Source organism: Micromonospora sp. NPDC049240 (genome assembly GCF_040647835.1).
Classification (GTDB): Bacteria; Actinomycetota; Actinomycetes; order Mycobacteriales; family Micromonosporaceae; genus Micromonospora.
In genome coordinates this window covers 315859-335666 of the sequence record NZ_JBEZCX010000008.1, presented here as the reverse complement: position 1 = coordinate 335666, position 19808 = coordinate 315859, and the positions used below count along the sequence as shown (strand labels likewise).

Sequence of the window (19808 nt, the reverse complement as noted above, 5' to 3'; positions counted from 1 at the left end):
GGGCTCCATTCGGGGGTCAACGCACCCGGGGGCGGGTGCGGGCACCGTCAGGCGCACAAGAAAAAGCTCGGGGGGATTCCGGCTGCTCGCGGGGCAGGGGGCCTCGACGCGGCGCCGGAAGACTGTGCAACGACCGGGGGTCCACCGTCATTCCCGGGCGGGGGGCGGCGCGGGGGCGCTCGCCTTCCTCGGCCGTGCACCGGGATACAACGCCGCGACCCCCCGACCCATTCCACCGCCAGCGTGCCGCCCACCACCGCCGAACCGGACAATCCCCCCACTGAGGCATGCCCGCTACTGGAACGCTATGGATCTCTCACGCGCGCCCACACATCCACCGTGTTCCACTCGCCGCCCGCCCCCACCCGGCCGTGGCTGCGGACAGTCAGTGCTCCAGAGCCTGCGAACTTGATGGCGTGGACGGGTCAGGAGGGCGACCCGTCCACGCCATCAAGTTTGTAGGGCTGCGAGCGCAAGCAACGTCCGGCGTGCCCTACGCGTCGACACCGCTCCGCGCCCAGGTTGTGGAACGACGCGGGAGTGCCTCCGGTGTCCGCGCGCAGTCATCGCGTTCCATTCGCCCGGGCGGTGCCGGCCGTGCGTGGTCTCGCGCGTGGTGTCCGTGCGGTGGCAGACTGCGGCGTATGGGCGATGCGACGGCGACCCGCCACCTGGTGCTCCTGCACGGCATGGGCGCCACCGGCGAGGTGTGGTTGCCCTGGGCGCCGCTGCTGGAGCGTCGCTGGCAGGGGCGTTGGCTCGCCCCCGACCTGGCCGGCCACGGCTGGTCACCGCCGCTGCCGGAGGCCGGGTACTCGTTCGCGGCCCTGGCGCGGCGCGTGGCGGACGGGCTCGACGCGCTCCGGCTCGGCCCGCACGACCGGCTGGTGCTGCTCGGGCACTCGCTCGGTGGCGTGGTGGCGCTGTCGCTCGCCGCGCGGCAGCGGGGCCTGCCGGTCGACGCGGTGGTCGGGCTGGGCATCAAGGTGGTCTGGTCACCGGCCGAGCTGGCCAAGGCGGACGAGTTGGCGGCCCGGCCGGTGACCTGGTTCGCCACCCGTGACGAGGCGGCCCGCCGCTACCTGCGGGTCTCCGGGCTCGCCGGCCTGTTCGCCCCCGACCACCCGGTGGTCGACGCGGGGCTGCGGCGGGAGGACGGCCGCGGGCACCGGAGCCACCCCGGCGGCGACGAGCGGGGCGGTGGACGGTGGCGGCTGGCCATGGATCCGGCCGGGTTCGCGGTGGGTGAGCCCGACGTGCCCGCTCTGCTGGCCGCCGCCGACGCGCCGGTGCTGCTGGCGCGCGGCGAAACGGATCCGATGGTGACGGACGCGCAGCTCAAGGCGTTCGGCGTGCCGGTGGCCACCCTGCCCGGGTTGGGCCACCACGCCCACGTCGAGGACCCGGCGGCGGTGCTCGCCCTGCTCGACCCCTATCTCTAGGCCGGACGCGGCGCCGGGACGGCCCAGTCCGGTTCCAGCTCGCGGCGGGCGGCGGAGAGGAACGCCTCGGCGTAGCCGTCGGCGGGGAAGTCGCCCAGGTAGCGGGTCCGGGCCGTCCAGCGTTCGGGGGCCTTCGGGTCAGTGTCGAGCAGCGCGGCGAGCACGTCGTCCACGTTGGACATGTCGCGGCGCAGCACGTAGCCGGCGGCCGCGAGCGGGAACCGCTCGACGAAGTGCGCGCCGTCGGCGCCGGTGTCGGTGACCGCGTACGGCTTGCCGGAGTAGAGCCAGTCGGAGATGACCCCGGAGACGTCGGAGACCAGCGCGTCGGCGCGGTTGACGCACTCGGTGAGCGTCAGCTCCCGGGCCGCCGCCGCGCCCCACAGGTGCGGCCGGCCGGTCTTCGCCTTGTCGGCGGCGAGCAGTTCGGTGAGCCGGGCGAGCTGCCGCGCCGAGGCCGGGTTCCGGTCGGTGTACGGGTGGGCGCGCAGGATCACCGCCGCGCCGCGGTCGATCAGTCGCCGGATCAGCGTCTCGGCCACCGGCAGCGAACAGTAGTTGGCGTCGGCGTGGTGCCCGGTCCAGGTGGGGGTGTAGAGGACGGTCGGGTGCGCCGACGCCGGCCTCGGCTCCCGGCGTACCTCGATGGCCTCGACCTGGGGGCGGCCGACCACGACGAACTTCTCGGCGGGGATCTCCACGCCGGCGCGGGCGTACCTGTCGATCGCGGCCTGGCCGGCCACGAAGATCTTGTCGAAGATCGCCGACACCGGGTTGGCGCTGGGCGCCTTGTCGCTGTCGCCGTGGTGCAACTGCACGTGGGTGAGCTGGTGGAACCGGATCACGTGGGCGTTCTTCGCGCCGTGGTTGACGTAGAACGCCACCCGCAGGCTGGGCACCAGCGCCTCGTCGAGCGCCTTCAGGGTGGGGCAGAGGACCACCGGCGCGCGGGTGGCGGCGGCCACGGTGGACAGGAACTCGGGCTCGCGCACCACCACCAGGAACGGCCGGCCGATCCGCTCCAGGTAGGGCAGCCACATGGTGACCTGGTACTCCGACCCGGGCGGGGCGGAGAAGTGCAGCACGAACTCCGGCTGCTGCCGCCGCAACGCCCGGCCGACCGGACCGCCCCCGGCCGGCGGCCGGAACCGGCGCCGGGCGAGGTCGAACGCGATCGCGGCACAACCGGCGCCGACCAGCAGCGTGGCGGCCAGCGGCAGCCAGGCCGGCAGCGGCCACGCGGCGGCGAGCGCCACCAGGGCGAGCAGCACCAGCAGGGCGTCGCCGAGCCGGGCGGCGACGAGTGGCGTCCAGGAGCGGACCGGCAGGTTCGCCGCCCGGATCTCCAGCGCGCCGGCCTGTCGCAGCGGGCCGACCAGCAGCACCAAGCCGAGCAGGACCAGCGCGGTGGCGGCCAGCGCCGGATCGAACCCGTCGTCGGCGCGGCGGGCGTAGCCGACCAGGATCCCGGCGGCCACCAGCACCGTCTCGACGAGCCCGTCGGCGCTGGGCCGGACCCGGCGCTCCCAGGCGGCGGCGGCCAGCGCGGCGACCGCCAGCGCCAGGCCGGCGCCGGTGGCGCCGGTGAGCGCCACGACGAGGAACGCCAGCACCGCCAGCCCGCTGGTCAGTACCCGGGCGAGCAGCTTCCGGACCAGGTCACCACGCATCTGCACGTCCCTCGGGTCAGGCGCGGGTGGACAGTTCGGACCGGTGCGCGCCGGGCTGCGCCGGCACGTCGGCCACCGGCTCGCCGGGTGCCCGGCGGACGTCGACCACCTGCCCGGTCAGTTCGGAGATCAGCACGTCCAGGGAGGCCTGGGCGACCGCCTCGGAGGCGAGCAGCGTGTGCTCCGGCTCCTCGCCGAACGCCTTGGTCCGCATCGGGGTGGCGGTGCGTTCCGGGTTGACGCAGTTGACCCGTACGCCGAACTCCGCCCACTCGTCGGCGAGCGCCTGGGTGAGGTTGACAAGCGCGGCCTTGGTGGCCGAGTAGAGCGCGTACCGGGCCCGGCCCCGGGTGTAGGAGCTGGACGTGTAGAGCAGCAACTGCCCCTTGGTCTGCTGGAGGTACGGCAGCGACTGGCGGGCGATGGTGACCGGGCCGACGAAGTTGACGTGCAGGAGCCGGTCCATCGTCTCGTCGTCCATCTCGGCGAGCGCGCCCTTCTCCAGGATGCCGGCGGTGACCACCACGTGGTCGATCCGGCCGGTCGCCTCGAACGCGGTCTTCAGCGCGGCGGCCACGTCCTCGGCGCGCTCCACGTGCGTGCCGGTGCTGGACCGGCTGAACGGGAAGACCTGGGCGCCGTAGCCGCGGGCCAGCTCGGTGAGGTCGTGCCCGATGCCGTAGCTGCCGCCGAAGACCACGATGGTCCGGCCGGTCAGCTCCTCGGCGTAGCCGCGGTGGCTGAGCCGGGGCGCCTGGGCGGCGGCGAGCTGGAACAGCTTGTCGGCCAGGTGCACGTCGACCGGGTGGGTGACCTTGATGTTCTCGTCCGAGCCGTCGATCACCTTGATCGGCGTGCCGGGCAGGTAGCGCAGCACCACACCGCAGTCGTCGGTGGCGGCGAAGTCGGGGTCGCCCTCGGCCCGCCGGTACGCCTCCCGGATGGTGCCGGAGCGGAACGCCTGCGGGGTCTGGCCGCGGCGCAGCCGGGACCGGACCGGGATGTCGGTGATGCAGTCGTCCGCGTCGACCTGGACGATCGTGTCGGCGGACGGGATGGCCACGTCGACCGCCGAGTAGCTCCAGAGCGCGTTCACGCACTCGCGCACGATCCGCGCGCTGACCAGCGGGCGGACCGCGTCGTGGAAGAGGATGTTGACGTCGCCCTCGCCGACCGCGTCGAGCGCGATCCGGGTGGTGTCGTTGCGCGTCTCGCCGCCCTCGATCACCTTGGTGACCTTGCGGAACCCGGCGCCGGCGACGATCCGTTCGGCGTCCGGCACGTGGCCGGTGGCCATCAGCACGATGATCTCGTCGATCTCCGGCGCGGCCTCGAAGACGGCAAGCGTGTGCTCGATGATCGGCTTGCCGGCGATCTTCAGGAGCTGCTTCGGGATGCCCAGACCGAGGCGGGTCCCGGTGCCCCCGGCGAGGATCACGGCCACCGTACGCGTGGGGCGCCAGGGTGCCGGGCTCGCCGGCGCGGCGTCCGGTGCGGTGGTGTGGTCCTGCGTCATTGCCGTACCTCACTCTGGGTGAAGGGGATGGGTCCGGAAACCTTAACGCGTACGGCGGAGCGCACCGCCCGGACGGATCCCGGGTCGGTGCGCTCCGGCGGGTTACTTCTGGTTCTCGTAGGCGTCGCAGACCTCCTGGGTGGGGCCGTCCATCCGCAGGACGCCGCTCTCCAGCCAGATGGTGCGCTCGCAGGTGTCCCGGATCGAGCCGATCGAGTGGCTGACCAGGAACACGGTGCCGGCGCTGTCGCGCAGCTCCCGGACCCGCTGCTCGCTGCGGACCCGGAACTTGCGGTCGCCGGTGGCCAGCGCCTCGTCGATGAGCAGCACGTCGTGCTTCTTCGCCGACGAGATCGCGAAGCGCAGCCGGGCGCCCATGCCGGAGGAGTAGGTGCGCATCGGCAGCGAGGCGAAGTCGCCGCGCTCGTTGATCCCGGAGAACTCGATGATCTCCGGGGCGATGCGCTTGACCTCCTCCGGCGGCATGCCCATGGCCAGGCAGCCGAGCACCACGTTCCGTTCGCCGGAGAGGTCGTTGAGCAGCGCGGCGTTCACGCCGAGCAGGGACGGCTGGCCCTGCGTGTAGACCGCGCCCCGGGCCGGCGGGAGCAGGCCGGCGATGGCCCGCAGCAGGGTCGACTTGCCGGAGCCGTTGCTGCCGATCAGGCCGATGGCCTCACCCTCGTACGCGGTGAAGCTCACCCCCTTGACGGCGTGCACCTCGCGGATGTTCGGCGCCTTGGTGCGGGAGACGATCCGCTTGAGCGCGGAGACCGGGGTGGTGCCGCCGGCCGCGCCCTTGTGGATCCGGTAGATCACGTGCACGTCGTCCACCACCACGGTGGGGACGCGGCCCGAGTCGGTCACGGTGCCGGCGTTCACCGGCAGCGTCTGCTCAGCCACGGCCGTACTCCTTCTCTCCGCGCCAGAAGTAGACGAACCCGCCGACGCCCATGACGACCGCCCAGAACACGCCGAGCGCCCAGAGCTTCGGCGGGGAGCTCACCATGTTGGGCTGGTGCGAGTCGAGCAGCGCGTAGCGGGCCAGCTCGATGAAGACCAGCGGCGGGTTCCACTCCAGGATGCTGGCCGCCCAGGAGGGCAGGTGCTCGCGCAGCAGCGCCACCGGGTAGAGCACGCCGGAGGCGTACAGCCAGGTGCGCATCACGAACGGCATGATCTGCTTGAGGTCGGCGACCTTGGAGCCGAGGCGGGCCATCACCATGCTCAGCCCGACGTTGAAGATCGTCTGGAGCAGCAGCATCGGGGGCAGCAGCAGCCAGCGGAACGTGACCGGCTCGCCGGTGAGCAGCACGATCGCGGCCAGCACCACCATCGACATGAGGAGCTGCTGGAGCTGCACCAGGGTGACCGTGATCGGCAGCGCGGCGCGCGGGAACTGCAACGCCCGGATCAGCCCCAGGTTGCCGGTGATGGCGCTGGTGCCGTTCGTGGCCGCGGTCTGGGTGAAGATGAAGATGAACACACCGGTGCACAGGTACGCGATGAAGTTGTTCACGTTCCGGTGCTGGGCCAGGATCAGCCCGAAGATCAGGAAGTAGACCGCCGCGTTGGTCAGCGGGGTCAGCACCTGCCAGAGTTGGCCGAGCTGGGTGTTGCTCAGCGAGGACGCGACCTTCGCCCGCGAGTACGCGGTCATGAAGTGCCGGTACGCCCAGAGCCGGCGGGCGTACTCGCCCAGGGGCGGTCGTTCCCCGGCGACCCGCAGTCCGTACCGCCCGGCCAGTTGGGCCCGGGTCAGTCCGGATTCGGGGTCGGCCACCGCGGTGTTGGCCATGGTCAGGCGCTCCGATCTTTTCGTGCCGATGGGGAGCAGTGCGGTGAAGACATCCAGCGTGGCCGGGCGGGGAGGAGCCGCCTCGCTGCTGCATGGAAGGTAGTCCACCGAACGTCGGGACGCAACCGTACCGTCGTTGCGCTACATTGTCCCACGTGACGACCGAGAAGAGGCGTGCCCCGGCCGGCGCGGCGGTGCTGCGCGGCGAGATCACCAGCGCCATCCGCACCGCCGTGATGCAGGAGTTGGCCCAGGTCGGCTACGGTCGCCTCTCGATCGAGGCGGTGGCCCGCCGGGCCGGCGTGAGCAAGACCGCGATCTACCGACGTTGGCGTTCCAAGCTCGACCTGGTGCTGGACATGGTCTCCGCGGTGGCCGGGCGGAACATCCCGCTGCTGGACACCGGGAGCCTCCTGGGCGACCTGGAGATCCTGCTGCACGTGATGGCGCGTGCGTTGCGTCACCGACTGGCCGCGCAGATCATCCCGGACCTGCTGGCCGAGGCGGCGCGCAACCCCCAGATCGCCGAGAAGCTCCAGACCGCGCTGGACGACTACCAGCAGGCCGTCGGCCGGATCCTGATCGGCCGGGCGGTGGAGCGCGGCGAGCTGTCCCCGGACACCGACCGGCGGGCCGCGGTCGACCTGATCGTCGGGCCGGTCTACTGGCGGATGGCCATCTCCCGGGCCCCGCTGGAGGCGGCCGAGGTGCCCCGGATGGCCGCCGCGATCGTCGCGGCGCTGCGGGTAGCATGCTTGGGGCCTGCCCGCGACGAGGTGGAAGTATGAGTCACCCGTCGATCATGAACAGCGCGGAACATCCGGTCGGACACTGAGCGCGAACGCAGCGTTTTCCGTCCAGACCGTTACCATCCCCCCGAACGTCCCCCACAGTCACGCGTCGACAGGAGGAAGCCCCATGGCCGGGCCGCATCCAGAGTTCATTCCCCCAGCACGACCGATCATCGGCGAGGCCGAGATCGAGGCGGCTGTCCGGGTGCTGCGGAGCGGCCGGGTGGTGCAGGGCCCCGAGGTCGCCGCGTTCGAGGAGGAGTTCGGCGACCTGGTCGCCGGCCGGCACTGCGTCGCCGTCAACTCCGGCACGTCCGCGCTCCAGCTCACCCTGATGGCGCTCGGCTTCGGCCCGGGCGACGAGATCATCGTGCCCTCGTTCTCGTTCGCCGCCAGCGGCAACGCGGTCCGGCTGGTCGGCGCCGAGCCGGTCTTCGTGGACATCGAGCCGGGCAGCTTCTGCGTCGACCCGGAGGCGGTCGCCGCCGCGATCACCCCGAAGACGGTCGCCATCATGCCGGTGCACCTCTACGGCCACCCCGCCGCGATGGACCGGATCATGGCGATCGCGCAGCAGCACGGCCTGGCCGTCGTCGAGGACGCCGCCCAGGCGCACGGCGCCGAGCTGAACGGCACCCCGGTCGGCGCGTTCGGCACCGCCGGCTGCTTCAGCTTCTACCCGACCAAGAACATGCACTCCCTCGAGGGCGGCATGATCACCACCGCCGACGCCGGGCTCGCCCGCACGCTGCGGCTGTTGCGCAACCAGGGCATGGAGCAGCGGTACGCCAACGAGATCGTCGGCGCCAACATGCGGATGACCGACGTGGCCGCCGCCATCGGCCGGGTCCAGCTCGGCCAGCTCGCCGGGTGGACCGAGCAGCGTCGCGCGAACGCCAAGTTCCTCGACTCCGCGATCACCGGCATGGTCACCCCGCCGGTCGCCGACGGCGCGAAGCACGTCTACCACCAGTACACGGTGCGGGTGACCGGCGACCGCGACGCCGCCCAGGCCCGCCTCACCGAGCTGGGCATCGGCAACGCGGTCTACTACCCGACCCCGATCCACCGGCTCAAGCCCTACCTGAACGCCGACGGCCAGCCCGGCCCGTGGCAGCTGCCGGAGACCGAGCGGGCCGCCGCCGAGGTGGTCTCGCTGCCGGTGCACCCGTCGCTGAGCCAGGCCGAGCTGGAGCGGATCGCCGACGCGGCGAACGTCGCGGGCGGTGCCCGATGAGCGGGGGACGCAAGCTGCGCGCCGGGCTGATCGGCCTCGGCGCCATGGGCCGCAACCACGCCCGGGTGCTGTCCAACCTGGACGGCGTCGAGCTGGTCGGCATCGTCGACCCGGCCGGTGACACCACCGGCACGCTGCGCGCGCCGGTCGTGGCCGAGCTGAGCGACCTGCTGGCGCTGGGCGTCGACTACGCGGTGGTCGCCTGCCCGACCGCGCTGCACGAGTCGATCGGCCTGGAACTGGCCGCCAACGGTGTCTGCGCGCTGATCGAGAAGCCGCTCGCGCAGTCCGTCGAGGCGGCCACCAAGCTGGTCGACGCGTTCGAGGCGGCCGGCCTGGTCGCCGGCGTCGGCCACATCGAGCGCTACAACCCGGCGTTGCAGAGCCTGCGTACCCGGCTGGAGGCCGGTGAGCTGGGCGAGGTCTTCCAGGTGGTCACCCGCCGGCAGGGCCCGTTCCCGCACCGCATCGCCGACGTCGGCGTGGTGATGGACCTGGCCACCCACGACATCGACCTGACCGCCTGGGTGACCGGCCAGGAATACACCTCGGTCGCCGCCCGCACGGTCTCCCGCAGCGGCCGGCTGCACGAGGACATGGTCGCCGTGGTCGGCACGCTCGCCGACGGCACCATGGTCAACCACCTGGTCAACTGGCTGAGCCCGCTCAAGGAGCGGTCCACCGTGGTCACCGGCGACAAGGGCTGCTTCGTCGCCGACACGCTCACCGCGGACCTCACCTTCTACGCCAACGCCGCCATCGACACCGAGTGGGAGGCGCTGCGCGCGTTCCGCGGCGTGGCCGAGGGCGACATGGTCCGCTACGCCATCCCGAAGCGGGAACCGCTGCTGGTCGAGCACGAGCGCTTCCGCGACGCGGTCGAGGGCAAGCAGAGCGACATCGTCACCCTGCGGCAGGGTCTGCGTACCGTGCAGGTGGCGGCGGCGCTGCTGGAGTCCGCGTCCGACGGCAAGGTCGTGTCGGTCGTGTCGAGCGGCAGCGACGCGGAGCCGGCGCTGCGATGAGCCCCGCGCCGGTGCGGCGGACGGTCTCGGCGGTACGGCGGCGGCTTCCCCGGCGGTGGCGCATCGCGCTCCGCCGGGCCGCCGCCGGCACGCGGCCCTTCCAGACCCCGTCGGTACGCGAGCTGTGTGAGCTGCCCGCCGGCACGCCGCTCCTGGTGCACGCCGGTGGGATCACGGCGGACCGGGCGCTGGACGGGGTGGTCCGTACGCTCGACCGGTTGCCCGAGTTCCACCTCGCGTTGGTCTGCGACGAGGCGGAGCAGACGGCGGCCCGGGAGCTGGTCGACCGCGCCGGCAGGGCCCGTCGCCGGATCCACCAGGTGCCACGCCCACGCGCGGTGACCGCCGCGTTCCTCGCCTCGGCGGACGTGGCGGTGTTCGGCTTCGACCCGGACGCCGGCCTGGCGCTGCTCGACACCTACCTCGCCGCCGGGCTGCGGATCGTCGCGGCGGACAGCCGGGTGGTCCGCGAGCACCTGGCCCGACACGGGACCGGCGAACTCTTCGCGCCCGGCTCGCTGCCCTCCTTCGCGAAGGCGGTGCAGCGGGCCCGGCAGCACGACGACGGGCCACCCGCGCCGGACGGGCCCACGGTCGCGCCGATCGAGGCCGGCACCCCGGGCCCCTGGCGGGCGCTCGGCGCCGGTCCGGTCCGGTTGGGGCTGGGCACCGCCAACTACGCCGGGCAGCTCTCCGCCCTGGCCGTGGCGCTCACCACCGCCCGGACGGACGTCGGCGTCGAGCTGGTGATGGCCAAGCCGCCGGAGACCTACCGCTACCCGGCCGACCGTTACCTGAACTACCCGGGCGAGCACCGGCTCGACGTGCAGGCGGAGCAGGCCCGCCGGGTGCTCGGCTGGTACACGCACCTGATCGTGGACGCGTTCCGCCCGGTGCTCGGCCGGGCCAACGGCGACGACATCGCCGCCGACCTGCCCGCGCTGCGCCGGGCCCGGCTCAAGGTCGCGCTGCTGGCGCACGGCAGCGAGATCCGCCATCCGGGCGCGCACCTGGAACGGCATGCCGAGTCCGCGTTCCGGGACGCCGACCCCGAGCTGCGCGAGCGGCTCACCACGGTGGCCGAACGCAACCGGCGCACCGCCGAGGAGAGCGGCCTGCCGTTCTTCGTGACCACCCCCGACCTGCTGGACGACGTGCCGTTCGCCACCTGGGCGCCGCTGATCGTCGACGTGGACGACTGGGCCTGCGACCGCCCGGTGCTGGAACGCGCCCGGCCGGTGGTGCTGCACGCGCCGTCGAAGCGGTGGACCAAGGGCACCGACCGGCTCCTGCCCCGGTTGCAGGAGCTGCACGACCGCCACGTCATCGAACTGCGCCTGGTGGAGGGGCTGCCGCACCACGAGATGCGCCGCCAGGTGCAGGACTGCGACATCGTGGTCGACCAGCTCGTGATGGGCAGCTACGGCACCTTCTCCTGCGAGGGGATGGCCGCCGGCAGGGTCGTGATGGCGTACGTCAGCGAGGGCCCGCACCGGGCCGCCGGCGTCCGCCCGCCGATCGCCAACGCCACGCCCGACACCCTCGTCAAGGCCATCGAATCGCTGCTCGACGACCGGCCCGCCGCGGTCGCCCTCGCCGCGGAGGGCACGCGTTACGTCCGTGACCACCACGACGGGCGACGGACCGCCGAGGTCTTCGACGCCTTTCTCCGATAGCCCCGCCCGCGCCCGCCCCCGTCAACGAGGAGAAGCACCCGATGCAAGCTGGCTCGAACACCGATGCCCGACCGACCCGGGGACGGGTGGTGATGCTGGTCGACAACGGGGTCCACGGCGACTCCCGGGTGCAGAAGGCCGCCCGATCCGCGGCGGACGCCGGCTGGGAGGTCGTCCTGCTCGGCATCCGCAACGCCCGCTCCGAGGTGGACACCTGGCGGATCGGCGGCGCGGAGGTGCGCCTGCTGCGCGTGCCCAAGCCGCTGCACCGGCTGCCCCGGGAGTACCGCCGCTCGCTGCGCCGGCCGCTGGCGTACGCGTCGACCAGCCGGGCCGCCTACCGGGTCCAGGAGATCAAGGCCTGGCAGGCCGACCTCTACGAGCGCCGGGTCCGCGCCCGGGCGCTCGACGGCGGGCCACCCGCGGCCGTGCGGCGGGCGGCCCAGTTGCCGTCCCGTGCCGCCGCCACGGCACTGGCCCGCTGGGTGCGGTTCCGCAACGGGGAGACCCACCGGCTGCGCAAGGCCCAGCTCGACCCGGAGGCGCCGCTGACCCGGCTGCCCATCCGGCTCTGGCAGAGCGTGCTGGGCAACCGCGCCTGGCGTCGGCTGGACCCCGGGTTGTGGGACTTCGAGCTGGCCTTCCGGACCGCGCTCGACGAGCTGAAGCCGGACATCATCCACGCCAACGACTTCCGGATGCTCGGCATCGGGGCGCGGGCGACGCTGCGGGCCCGGGCCGCCGGCCGGCACACCAAGCTGGTCTGGGACGCCCACGAGTTCGTCGGCGGCATCACCGGCCGGGCCGACAACCCGCGCTGGCTGCCGGCCCAGATCGCCTACACGGCCGAGTACGCGGCCTACCCGGACGCGGTGGTGACGGTCTCCGACACGCTTGCCGACCTGCTCCAGGAGACCCACGCCCTGCCCGAGCGGCCGGCCGTGGTGCTCAACGCGCCGATGGCACCGCCGGCCGAGGCCGAGGGCGAGGTGCCGGACCTGCGGGCGCTGTGCGGCGTGGACGACCGGACGCCGGTGCTCGTCTACTCCGGCGCGGTGAACCCGAGCCGGGGCTGCCAGATCATGGTGGAGGCGCTGCCGGAACTGCCCGACGTGCACGTCGCGTTCGTGACCATGAACCCGAACGGCGACAACACGTTCTCCGAGCGGCTGCGGGAGCGGGCCGTCGAGCTGGGCGTCGAGGACCGGGTGCACCTGCTGCCGTACGTGGCGCACTGGCAGGTGGTGCCGTTCCTGTCCGCCGCGGACGCCGGGGTCATCCCGATCCACCACAAGCCCAACCACGAGCTGGCGCTGATCACGAAGTTCCTGGAGTACTCGCACGCCCGCCTGCCCATCGTGGTCAGCGACGTGAAGACGATGGCGCAGACCGCGCGGGCCACCGGCCAGGGTGAGGTGTTCACCGCCGAGGACCTGGCCGACTACGCGCGCGCCGTGCGGGCCGTGCTCGCCGACCCGCAGCGCTACCGGGCCGCCTACGACAAGCCGGGCCTGCTGGACGGCTGGACGTGGGAGGCGCAGGCCCGCATCCTCGACGAGGTCTACACCTCGCTGCGGGGCGCGTCGCGCGCCGGCGGGGCCCACCCGCCGGCGTCCCGGCCGGCCGAGGACGAGCAGCAGCTCGCGGGCACCTCGCGCTGACCCGACGAACGAGTTCGGCCGGCTCCCCGAGGGGAGCCGGCCGAACTCGTTTCCGCCGGTCAGTCCGTGCTGGTCGGCGGCTCCAGCAGCAGCCGGTCGAAGTCCTTCTGGGTGACCGACCAGTCCCAGGTGCTCAACACGTGCGACGCCGCCGCCCGGCCCGCCTCGCGCCAGACCTCCTCCGACGCGGTGAGTGCCAGGATCCGCTCGGCGGCCTCCTCCGGCGTGCCCACCACCCAGTCGCTCGGGAAGAGCGTCCGGGCGCTGTGCTGCCGGCCGGCGAAGAACGGCCAGTCGCGGACCACCGGCACGGCGCCGCTGGCCGCGCCCTCGACGAGCGCGCAGTGGAAGCTCTCCCGCAGCGAGGTGCTGAGGATGACGCCGACGTCGGTGAGCGCGCCGGGCACGTCGTCGGTGCGGCCGGCCCGCACCACCGCGCCGGCCGCCTCCAGCTCGGCCAGCTCGGCGTCGAGGTCCCGGACGTACGCCGCGACCGCCGGGCTGAGCTCCGGGTTGAGCGGGTCGCCGACCAGTTTGAGGCGGTACCTGTCGTCGCGGCGGCGCAGCTCCCGCAGCACGGCGAGAGCCCAGCGCGGATCCTTGGCAAGGGAACTCACCCCGACCAGCCCGAGCGTGAACCGGCTGTCGGCGGAGACCTTCGGCGCCACGTACCGGTGCAGATCCATGGCGTTGAAGATCATGTGCGTCCGGGGCCCCTGCGGGGCACGCAGCCGCGGCACCGCGGCCAGCGCCAGGTCGCGGAGGTGTTCGGAGACGAAGACCACGTCGTCCACCCGGGACCAGTCGGTCACGTGCGGCCACCAGCTGAACGCCTCGAAGCTGTGCAGCCGGACGACCACCCGGGTGGTGCCCGGGTCGATCATCGACAGCATCGCGGCGCCCAGGTTGCACCAGTCCACGAAGACCGTGTCGGCCCAGTCGAGGTGCGGACCCCACGCCTCCCGGACCTCGCCGGCCCGCTTGGAGGCGCCGGCGAGCATGTGGAGCGTCACGTTCGTGCGGCCGTTGCTGAGCACCGGGAGGATCGACTCCTCCATCAGGTTCAGCCGGCGGACCTCCACCCCGGGCATCGCCTCGTAGCGGTCCAGGATCGGCCCGAGGAAGTTGTCGTTCAGGCCGGTGAAGAAGAGCATCCGGTGCGGCCGGTCGGCGGGCGGGAACGCCGCCGGCTGCTGCCGGCCGCGCGGGGTCGCCAGCGCCCGGCCGGCGTCGCTGTCGTGCAGCGGCGCGAGGAACTTCTCCGGGTCCTCGGCCAGCGGCGAGGTGGTGCCGTCGAACTGCACGATCCGGTGGAACAGCAGGTTGAACGCGCGCAGCACGTGCGGCGCGGCCTTGCCCGGGTTGCGCTTCTTGAGGAAGCCGTCGGCCAGTTTGAGCTGGCCCCGCACCACGGTCATCAGATGCTCGGGCACCCGGCCCTGGCTCAGTTCCGCGTCGACGATCGGGCCGAGGAGCTGCCCCCTGGTCGTCGGGCTCTTCAGGCGGCCCTGCGCCGCCAACGCCACCCGCTTCGCGCTGGCGCCGTGCCCGGACTTGAGCATGGTGCCGGTGACCCGCTGGGCGATCTTGCCACGGTGCCGTTCCGGCAGGCCGGGCGCCGTGACGGCCCCCTGCCAGAACCAGCGCACCGGGCTGAGCTTCATGGCCCGCTTGCCGGTGCTCAGCTCGAACATCCGCTTCGCCAGGTCGACGGTCTGGTTGCGGGTCGCGCTCGTCAGCACGGACGGGGCGGGGCCGACGGTGTGCAGCCGGGGACGGCGGTAGCGCGCCGGGTCGGCCGACCGCTTCTCCACCGCGCGCAGCGCCGGGGCGATGCCGTAGACCGCGTCCGCGCGCCGGTGCCGCTGGGCCAACTGCCAGACCGTGTGCAGCGCCTGCGCGTCCAGCGCGACCAGGACGTCGGCGCGCTTGGCGTGCCGGCGGACCCACGGGTCGCGCTGGGCGCGCAGCCAGGGCCGCCGGGCCGGGCTGGCCCGCTTGACCATCCGGCCGAACCGCGGGCCCAGTTCCTTGGCGGTCGGCAGCAGGTGCAGCTCGGCCAGCTCGGTGGCCGCCGGGATCCGCTCCGCCGGGTCGAACGTGGTGGCCACCCGTACGGTGACGCCCAGGGCGCGGAACTGCGTCAACGCGTCGGTGAGGACCGCCACCCGCCCGGGGACGGTGCCCATCACCATCAGGACCTCGATCATGACCTACCTTCTCGGGCCAGGACGCGCGCGCCGGCGGGGGACGTCCGCGGGGCGCCGGTGCCGAGGACCAGCTCGGTGACCTCGCGGACGGCGGGAATGAGCTGCTCCTCGCGGGCGTACTGCCGCGCCTCGGCGCGGGCCTTCGCCCGCTCCTGGGGGCCGGCCTCGCGGGCCATCGCGGCGGCCCGCCGGAACGCGCCGGCCAGCTCGGCCGGGTCCAACCCGACCGCGCCGGTCCAGAGCGGGTACGTCGACAGCACGGTGGAGGCGTCGTGGTCCGCCTCGTGGGCGGAGACCACCGGCATCCCGGTGGCCATGTACTCGTAGACCTTGCCGGAGGTCATGAACCGGCCACCGGTCACCATCAGCACCACCGCGTCCCACCGGGAGTAGAGGTCCACCACCTCGGCCTTGGGCACCGAGCCGCCGACCACCACCCCGTCGACGGCGGCGGCCCGGAGCAGCTCGGCGTGGGCGTTGTCGCCGCGCGCCCAGGCCGCGCCGATGTGGCCGCGGACCTCGAAGCGCGCGTCGGCCAGCGCCGGGTCCTCCGCGCGCGCCGTCCGCCACCCCTCCAGCACGGCGCTCAGCAGTGGCACCGGCAGGTTGAGCGCGCCGAGGTAGCCGAAGGTGAGCGGCCGGTCGGCGGGGGCGGGGAGCGTCTCGGCCGGGATGCTGCCCGCGTCGTAGCCGTTGCGCACGACCCGCATCTTGTGCGCCAGCTCCGGATAGCGTTCGCGGTACCAGCGGGAGATCGGCTCGTTGACGTTCCAGATGGCGATGGCGTTGGTCAGCAGCTTGATCTCCCACTGCCCGGAGACCGACTCCCGGGTGAACGCCTCGCCGTTGTTGATCACGTCGACCGACCAGCCGTCGCGGAAGTCCACCACGTACGGGACCTGGTGGGTCTCCCACAGCTTCCACGTGGCGGACAGGTTCACGTACGGGGCGCAGGTGGTGACCAGCAGGTCGACCGGCCGCTCCCGGTGGATCTGGAGCAGCGCCTTCTCCAGCGCGGGACGCCAGCCGCCGAAGACCGGCTCCGGGAAGATCTTCAGGTTCTGCTTGCGCAGGTCGGCCAGGTAGTCCAGGTGAGCCAGCGCGCGCTGCTCGGTGAACGCGCGGATGTCGGTCTCCAGGTCGTCCCGGAACAGCGGCAGCTTCACCACCCGGACGTGCGGGTCCACCCCCTGGGACAACGTGTGGTCCAGCCCGTACTCGCGCTCCCACGCCTCGTCCGCGATGGTGACCGCGGTCACGTCCCAGCCCGCCGCGGCGAACTGGTTCGCGGTCTCCCGCATCCGGTAGGCGCAGCTCTTGGCCGCCGGCGGAAAGCCGATGGCCAAATAGATCATGTGCGGTCGGGACCCGGACCGTCGCGGCCGGGGGAGCTTCAACGAGTCCCAGAGAGTTCGCCCGTTGTTCATCGATTCCGATCCTGGGAGGGTGGGGGAGAGCGGAACGGCCCTCGGACAGCCTGCGGACCCTACAATAACGCCGTCCCGCGCGCCGGACGTGCCACCGAGGGGTGGGGGTCACCGCTTTCGTAGACTGCTACGCCATGACCTCGCCCGCGCCCGACACCCGCGATCGTGAGCCCGTCCCCGCCGGGGACGCCGAGGTGGCCGGTGGCGACACCCCCGGTCCGGCACCGGCGGCCGAGGGTCGTCCGGCTCGCCGGCGGTGGTCCCGGGTCGACGCGGTGGTCGCGCTGGTGTTCCTGCTCGGCGCGGTCTGGGTCACCGCCCGGGGCTGGCGGGACCCGGGCGGGCGACTGCTCGGCAGCCGCCCCAACGACCAGGGTTTCAACGAGTGGATGCTGGCGTACGCGGCGCACGCGGTCAGCCACCTGGAGAACCCGTTCTTCACCACGCTCCAGAACGCCCCGGCCGGGGTGAACCTGATGACCAACGTCGGGCTCCAGCTCCCCGGGCTGGTGCTCGCCCCGGTCACCCTGCTGTTCGGCGCGTCCTTCTCCTATCTGCTGTTCATCACGCTGAACCTGGCCGGCACCGGATACGCCTGGTATCACGTGCTCTCCCGGCACCTGGTCGACTCCCGGGCCGCCGCGTTCGTCGGCGGGCTGTTCTGCGCCTTCGCCCCGGCGCTGGTCTCGCACAGCAACGGTCACCCGCACATCACCGCGCAGTGGCTGGTGCCGTTCATCGTCTGGCGGGTGGTCGCGCTGTCCCGGGGCGGGCACGTGGTCCGCGACGGCCTGGTGCTGGGCGGGCTGGTGGTGGCCCAGTTCTTCGTGAGCCTGGAGATCCTCTTCCTCACCGCGCTCGGCTGCCTGATGCTGGTCCTGGCCCACCTGGCGGTGCGACCCCGCGACGCGCTGCGCCGGGCGCGTCCGATGCTGCCCGGGCTGGCGATCACCGCCGTGCTGGTGGGGGTCGCGGCGGCGTACCCGCTCTGGATGCAGTTCGCCGGGCCGCAGCACCGGGTGGGCCACCCGGGCACCCCGGACATCTACGCCCTCAAGCTCGGCTCGTACGTCAGGTACGCCACCCAGTCGGTGGCCGGCGGCCCGACCAGCGCGGTCGGCTGGGCGCCGAACACCACCGAGCAGGCCGGCTTCTACGGCTGGTCGCTGCTGGTGCTCGCGGCCGGCGCGCTGTGGTGGCTGCGGCGGGACGTGACGGCCCGGGTGCTCGGCGTCGTCGGCCTGGTCTCGGCGCTGTTCTCGATCGGCACCACCTGGACGTCCGGCACCCGCCGCACCGACATTCCGGCGCCGTTCGCGCTGGTGCAGGACCTGCCCGTGTTCGACTCCGTGGTGGTGGCCCGGTTCGCGCTGATCACCACCGTGGCGCTCGGTGTCCTGCTGGCCGTGGCCGGCGACCGGCTCGCCGCCCGGCGGGACGAGCCGTCCGGGCGACTGGCCGCCCGGGTCGGTGCCGTCGCGGTGGCCGCCGCGCTGCTGCCGGTGCTGCCGGTGCCGCTTGAGGCGCGGGGTCGCACGCCGGTGCCGGAGTTCGTCACCGGCGGGGCCTGGCGCGACCACGTGGCGCCCGGTCGCACCCTGGTGCCGGTGCCGGTCAACGGCATGACGTCGCTGTACTGGAGTTCGGCCGCGGTGGCCGGCTTCGCGGTGCCCGAGGGCTACTTCCTCGGGCCGGTCTCCGCCACCGACGCGACCGGGCGCTGGGGCGTCGACCCGCAGCCCACCGCCAAGCTGCTCACCGCCGTGTCCCGGGGCGAACGGGACACCGCGGTCGGACCGGCCGACATCGCCCAGGCCCGCACCGACGTGCGGTACTGGAAGGCCGACGCGGTGGTGCTGCCGGACCGGGGGGCGCGCCGCCACGACGACCTCAAGGTCGTGCTCGACGCGCTGTACGGCCCCGGCCGGCGGGTCGACGACGTGTGGCTCTGGGACGTCCGGCCGGTCACCCGCTGACCGCCCGGCGGCGGGCCGGTCAGGGCGACTTCGTCCAGATCAGCAGCAGGTACCCCCCGAAGTAGGCGGAGAACACGACGAGCGTCACCAGCACCGTGACGGCCCGGGCCCGACCGGCCCGGGCCAGGCCCACGGCCGCCGGCAGCAGCAGCGGGAACGCCGGCAGCAGGAACCGCGCCTTGGAGTGGTAGTAGCCGGCCGCGCCGAGCGTGGTCACCAGCAGCAGGCCGCTGTAGAGCAGCAGTTGCCAGGGCTGCCGGTCGAGCACGCTCAGCACGAAGAACATCAGCGACACCAGCGCCACCACGGTGACCACCAGCAGCGGCAGCGCGGCCACCTGCACCAGCGCCTGCTGCCCCCGGTCGACCGTGTAGACGCCGAAGTCGAACGAGGTGCCCCAACCGGCCGACTGGATGTGGAACCAGCCGTCCGGCCGTCCGGTCCGCGCCCCCACCCAGGCCAGGTACGCCAGCCAGCCGGCGGGCGCGAGCAGCAGCGCCGCGTACGGCCGCCAGCCGTCCCGCCGCCGGACCACCGCCAGCAGCGCGGCCAGCCCGACCACCGGGATCAGGGACGAGGCGGTGGGCCGGGTCAGGCCGGCGAACAGGCAGACCACCCCGGCGGTGACCCAGTGCCGGCGCAGCAGCGCGTACAGCGTCCACGCGGCGAGCGCGGTGAACAGGCTCTCGCTGTAGCCCATCGACTCCACCACCGCGTGCGGCATCGCCGCCCAGAGCGCGGCGAGCAGGACGCCGGTGCGTCGGTCGTGCAGGTACGCGCCGATCGCGAACAGCGCCCACGCGGCGGCCAGCCCGGCCAGCCACGCCACCAGCAGCGCCGACTCGCGGGGGCTGAGCGGGGAGATCCGGTCCAGGGCCGCGGTCAGGCCCGGGTAGAGCGGGAAGAACGCCATGTTGCTCTGCGTCTTCTCGTACCCGTCGTACCCGTGCCGCGCGATCGCGAGGTACCAGTTGCCGTCGGCCCGGGTGAGCTCCTCGACCGGGTTTCTCCCCACGTTGCCGGCCCAGATCCAGACGGTCAGCAGCCCGATCAGGCGGATCACGGCGTAGACCGCCAGCGCGGGCAGCGCGGCGCGGGCGGCGTGGCGCAGCCGCCCGGCGGGCGTGGGCCGGGGCGGGTCGGGCGCTGCCGACGCCGGGCGGCTCGGTTCCTCGGTCGTCACCACGTCCATTGTCTGATCCATCCGCGCTGACCTGGTGTGATCCGGCGGCACGCGGGCCGTGGGCGGGCGGCGTGCCGCCGGCCCGGCGACGACCCGGGGCGTGCACCGGTCGTTGAACAGCATGGAGGGTAGCAATCGGCGCGACAGGTCACGGATCGCCGACGGCGGCCGGCGTGGCGGCCGGAACCGTTGTCGT

The 19808-nt window shown here is 73.3% G+C and carries 14 protein-coding genes; 7 read left to right on the top strand and 7 right to left on the bottom strand.

Annotated elements, in window-relative coordinates:
- Window positions 1-644: 644 nt before the first annotated feature.
- Window positions 645-1442, top strand: a complete 798-nt coding sequence (locus AB0B02_RS15105) for an alpha/beta fold hydrolase (RefSeq protein ID WP_281934713.1) — start codon at window positions 645-647, stop codon at window positions 1440-1442.
- Here the strand turns inward: AB0B02_RS15105 and AB0B02_RS15100 are convergent.
- From AB0B02_RS15100 to AB0B02_RS15085, 4 genes are all read right to left on the bottom strand, one after another.
- Window positions 1439-3112: a CDP-glycerol glycerophosphotransferase family protein gene (locus AB0B02_RS15100; protein WP_357300592.1), complete on the bottom strand. Its 1674-nt coding sequence runs from the start codon at window positions 3110-3112 to the stop codon at window positions 1439-1441. The genes AB0B02_RS15105 and AB0B02_RS15100 overlap by 4 nt on opposite strands.
- 16 nt (window positions 3113-3128) lie before the next feature.
- On the bottom strand, window positions 3129-4628 hold the full coding sequence (locus AB0B02_RS15095) for a bifunctional cytidylyltransferase/SDR family oxidoreductase (RefSeq protein ID WP_281934709.1): 1500 nt from the start codon (window positions 4626-4628) through the stop codon (window positions 3129-3131).
- Window positions 4629-4730: 102 nt separating this feature from the next.
- Window positions 4731-5531 (bottom strand): ABC transporter ATP-binding protein, encoded by an 801-nt coding sequence (locus AB0B02_RS15090; protein WP_107156656.1) that lies wholly within the window; start codon window positions 5529-5531, stop codon window positions 4731-4733.
- A complete protein-coding gene (locus tag AB0B02_RS15085) occupies window positions 5524-6426 on the bottom strand; it encodes an ABC transporter permease (RefSeq protein ID WP_107156657.1) in 903 nt (300 codons plus the stop codon). Before AB0B02_RS15085 ends, AB0B02_RS15090 begins: the two co-directional genes overlap by 8 nt.
- 155 nt (window positions 6427-6581) lie before the next feature.
- Between AB0B02_RS15085 and AB0B02_RS15080 the strand changes: the two genes are divergently transcribed.
- From AB0B02_RS15080 to AB0B02_RS15060, 5 genes are all read left to right on the top strand, one after another.
- Window positions 6582-7214 carry a TetR/AcrR family transcriptional regulator gene (locus AB0B02_RS15080; protein WP_281934705.1) on the top strand — a complete coding sequence of 211 codons (633 nt, stop codon included), beginning with the start codon at window positions 6582-6584 and terminating at the stop codon, window positions 7212-7214.
- A gap of 130 nt (window positions 7215-7344) precedes the next feature.
- A complete protein-coding gene (locus AB0B02_RS15075) occupies window positions 7345-8454 on the top strand; it encodes a DegT/DnrJ/EryC1/StrS family aminotransferase (RefSeq protein WP_281934703.1) in 1110 nt (369 codons plus the stop codon).
- The gene (locus AB0B02_RS15070) at window positions 8451-9479 is read left to right on the top strand and encodes a Gfo/Idh/MocA family oxidoreductase (RefSeq protein ID WP_281934701.1); all 1029 of its coding nucleotides are present in this window, start codon (window positions 8451-8453) and stop codon (window positions 9477-9479) included. Before AB0B02_RS15075 ends, AB0B02_RS15070 begins: the two co-directional genes overlap by 4 nt.
- Window positions 9476-11155, top strand: coding sequence for a glycosyl transferase family 1 (locus AB0B02_RS15065; protein WP_357300587.1), 1680 nt, complete (start codon window positions 9476-9478; stop codon window positions 11153-11155). The genes AB0B02_RS15070 and AB0B02_RS15065 overlap by 4 nt, the downstream gene beginning before the upstream one ends.
- Window positions 11156-11196: 41 nt before the next feature.
- A complete protein-coding gene (locus tag AB0B02_RS15060) occupies window positions 11197-12816 on the top strand; it encodes a glycosyltransferase family 4 protein (protein ID WP_357300585.1) in 1620 nt (539 codons plus the stop codon).
- 59 nt (window positions 12817-12875) lie between these two features.
- Here AB0B02_RS15060 and AB0B02_RS15055 read toward each other — a convergent pair whose 3' ends face one another.
- Entirely contained in the window at window positions 12876-15026 is a 2151-nt protein-coding gene (locus AB0B02_RS15055; protein WP_357300583.1) for a glycosyltransferase, read from the bottom strand.
- Entirely contained in the window at window positions 15023-16381 is a 1359-nt protein-coding gene (locus AB0B02_RS15050) for a glycosyl transferase (protein WP_357300581.1), read from the bottom strand. Before AB0B02_RS15050 ends, AB0B02_RS15055 begins: the two co-directional genes overlap by 4 nt.
- Before the next feature lie 206 nt (window positions 16382-16587).
- On the opposite strand from AB0B02_RS15050, the gene AB0B02_RS15045 reads away from it, so the two are divergent.
- Entirely contained in the window at window positions 16588-18429 is a 1842-nt protein-coding gene (locus AB0B02_RS15045; RefSeq protein ID WP_357300579.1) for a hypothetical protein, read from the top strand.
- 19 nt (window positions 18430-18448) lie between these two features.
- On the opposite strand, the gene AB0B02_RS15040 is transcribed toward AB0B02_RS15045, so the two are convergent.
- Window positions 18449-19633, bottom strand: a complete 1185-nt coding sequence (locus AB0B02_RS15040) for a hypothetical protein (RefSeq protein ID WP_357300577.1) — start codon at window positions 19631-19633, stop codon at window positions 18449-18451.
- Window positions 19634-19808: the final 175 nt, after the last annotated feature.